Origin of the sequence: Micromonospora haikouensis (genome assembly GCF_900091595.1) — a bacterium.
GTDB classification, from domain to species: Bacteria; Actinomycetota; Actinomycetes; order Mycobacteriales; family Micromonosporaceae; genus Micromonospora; species Micromonospora haikouensis.
Map to the genome: position 1 here is coordinate 1 of NZ_FMCW01000080.1, position 3,021 is coordinate 3,021.

The 3,021-nt window shown below is 67.4% G+C and carries 4 protein-coding genes and 1 pseudogene; all 5 read right to left on the reverse strand.

Translation table 11 applies throughout. The features are described 5' to 3' along the window. Positions 1–238: 238 nt before the first annotated feature. Positions 239–478: pseudogene (locus GA0070558_RS35135) on the reverse strand (DUF4193 family protein); the annotation flags it as partial. A 64-nt stretch (positions 479–542) separates the two neighbouring features. Continuing rightward, positions 543–965, reverse strand: coding sequence for a GFA family protein (locus GA0070558_RS32490; RefSeq protein WP_091287356.1), 423 nt, complete (start codon positions 963–965; stop codon positions 543–545). A gap of 293 nt (positions 966–1,258) precedes the next feature. Beyond that, positions 1,259–2,083, reverse strand: coding sequence for a 5'-3' exonuclease (locus GA0070558_RS32495; protein WP_218107165.1), 825 nt, complete (start codon positions 2,081–2,083; stop codon positions 1,259–1,261). Continuing rightward, on the reverse strand, positions 2,080–2,661 hold the full coding sequence (locus tag GA0070558_RS32500; protein WP_256092269.1) for a nucleotidyltransferase family protein: 582 nt from the start codon (positions 2,659–2,661) through the stop codon (positions 2,080–2,082). The genes GA0070558_RS32495 and GA0070558_RS32500 overlap by 4 nt, the downstream gene beginning before the upstream one ends. Before the next feature lie 53 nt (positions 2,662–2,714). Then, positions 2,715–3,021 (reverse strand): TSCPD domain-containing protein (locus GA0070558_RS34005; RefSeq protein ID WP_218107166.1); only part of this gene is annotated, 307 nt, incomplete at its 5' end.

The following is a 3,021-nucleotide window of genomic DNA, read 5'->3' on the forward strand; positions in this document are numbered from 1 at the left end:
GGTAACCTTCACCCAGCAAGTGCCTTCCGTGACGGGAACATGGGACTCTCGACAAGCCCTATTATCCCAGATCAGAAGGCACTTCTTCGTTCTCAACCCAGCCCGTGGACAGCCTTTACCGAAGGGCCGAGGCTAGCGCGTACGTGGCGCGGGAGAGATGCGGAGGCGCAGCAATTTCCGTTTGGGCCATATTTGGTTGCTGGGGCACTGCTCGCGATATGCGTTGTCAACGCATAGATCAAGCGCAGTCCCGGTAGCAGAGTATTTGACCAATTCCAGGCGCGATTCGGCTACGGTTGTGGATAAGAAGGCAGCGAGAACAGCGGAATTCGTTGGTTTGTATCGGCAGGACCGCGACGGTGAGTTCACCTTCGTCTAGGTAGGTGTCCACAGCTGGGAATTCATCGAGATCGGCGAGGGCTTCCCCGTCGATATCCAAATCTGGCGATTGTGCGTTGCGACGGCGTTCTTTGAGTTCGTGGACGGGTGCTGGAGAATCCCGGCTTCGGGCTTCGGGCTGTCAGCGATCACGGCACCAAGATTCAGCTGTTGCTTTGCTGGGTGTCGGGGACCTGAGGCAGCCAGGTGACCGCGTCGCCGCGGAAGGACTGGTTGACCGGAACGAGAAGGGGGTCGTCCTGGTCGTCGAAGGCGGTGAGGTTGATGCCGATGTGGGTGTCGCCGTAGTCGAACGCCGCCACCGAGCTGCCGCAGGTGGCGCAGAAGCCTCGCTTGGTCTCGCCTGGGAACGTGTCGAACCACGTCGGCTCGTCGGCTTCTCCGGTCCAGTTCAGCCCCTTCAGTGGGAAGCTGACCCACGACTGGATCGGCCCGCCGGCCCGTTTCTGGCAGTGCCGGCAGCTACAGACGTGGGGATAGTCGGGTTCGCCGCTCACGGTGAACCGGATCTTGCCGCACAGGCAGCCGCCCGTGCGGGCCATGGTGTCGATGACAGGCTCAGACATTGGTGGGTCCCTTGCGTCGTGGGTCGATTGGACACTCTGACGTCCAGTTGACGATCTGTACGATGCCTCGAAGGCGTAAGGCAGGTCCGAGCTGCACCGCGGGTCGCGGCCATTGCTGGTGGCTGGGCTTTAAGGTCGCCGAGGGCTGCCAGTGCGCCTGTCAGCCCTTCAGCGCGGTCGATCCCGGCGTCCGTTGGAACTGCTGGCGCGCGGATCACTCCTTCCGGGCGGAGGGCTGGGCTCACGGCTGTGCCGGCATTGGGTCCAACGATCCTGGCCGGCCGGATCGGGTGTCACCAGAGGTGGAGTTGGTCGAGGAGGTGGGCTGCGCGGGGCAGGGGCGCGGTGGGCTGGCCGGTGATCAGCGTGTCGGGCAGTGGGATGTCGGTGCGCAGGCGGATGGCGTCGCGCCAGGCAAGCACCTCGCTCCACTGGTGGGTGATGGGGTGGCAGCGTGGGTTGCGGAGTCGGGGGCTGTTGGGGAGTTGCTCGAGGTGCCAGCCGTCAGTGAGGAGCGTGGCGGCGGTGGTGGGGCCGATGCCGCGAATGCCGGGGATGTTGTCGGCGGGGTCGCCGGTGAGTGCCCGGTAGTCGGGCCACTGGCAGGGGTGGATGCGATAGCGGCGGTGGATGTCGGCGGCGGTGACGACGGTGCGGCGTGGGGTGAGGACAGTGACCGCGGGCCGTAGGAGTTGGTAGAAGTCCCGGTCGCTGGAGTAGCAGATGACGGAACGGCCCGCCTGGACTGCGCTGGTGGTGGCGGTGGCGATGACGTCGTCGGCTTCCATCTGGTCGATCTCTGTCCAGCTGACAGTTGCGGCGTCGAGCGCCCGCTTGACGTCGGGCAGCGCGGCGATGGGGGTGTGGTCGACGCCAACCCGGTTCGCCTTATAGCCAGGCACGGTGGCGGCGCGGCGGGCGGCGGCGTGTTCGCCGTCGAAGACGACGACGAGTTCGTGGTCGGGGGCGTGGAGGCGGTGGGCTTTGCGCATGAGGGCGAGGAACCCGAACACGCCGGTCAGGTCGCGGGTCTTGTCGCGGCTGGTGATCCGGGCAGGAAACCCGAACCAGGCGCGATAGAGCAGTTGGTGCCCGTCGACGAGGAACAGCCCGGTCACCGGCCCTCCCCGTGTGCGGAAGGGCTGGTGATGATGCGGACTCCCGGCCACCGCTGGGCCGGCTGGTGGCGGGCGAGCCGCTCGTGGGAGGTCTGTTCGCTGACTCGGGTGGGGTTGCGTCGCCACACGCCGTCGAGGAGGTCATCGAGGCCGTGTGGCGCGCAGACGGCGATGTGGTTGTCGGGGTCGAGGTGGATCGCGACGGCGGTGGCGTACTCGGGCCAGGTCGCGACCGCCTCGGCGATGCCGTGAAACGGTGGGAACGGCGGCCCGCCGAACCGTCGCGGGTACCAGGTGTGCACGGCGGCCTGGTTCTTCGCCTCCCACGGCATCCCCGGTTCGGTCGTGGCCAGCCGGGCGGTGGCCCGGTCATCGTTGTCCCGGCTCAGGTCGGCGGGATCGAAGAACGCCACGTCGACATCCCGCACCGTACGCAGGTCGAACCCGGTGCCGTAGCGGCGTCCCCAGACCAGGTCACGCAGGACACCCGCGCCGATCCACGCGTCGGGCAGCCCCGAGTCCCGGACCACAGTCAGCGCCCGCATCAGCGGCCCGTTGGCCCTGACCAACTCCCGCAACTCGTCACCGCGCCCAACGTCTGCCGGGTCCGCCCAACCGGCGCGCAGCGCCGTCAAGGCCGCTCCCGCCCGTCGGGGTGGTTGCGGTGCAGGCGCTGGTCGAGGTAGTCGCCCAGCGACGTCGCATACGGCACGTCCGGGTCGCTGGTGGCGCCGGCGGGAACGTAGCGGGTACGCCGGAACGCGTCGACGAACACGGTTGGGGGTGCTCCGGCTCGGAGTGCGGTGGTGATCGCGGAGGACAGGGCGTCGGTGAGCCCGGCCAGAGCAATGCTCGAAACCTGTGGATGAGCGTCGGGAGGCGTACCCTCCCGGCGATGCTCCATGTCCAAGGAATCGAGTAGAGCCCGCGCGTCAACG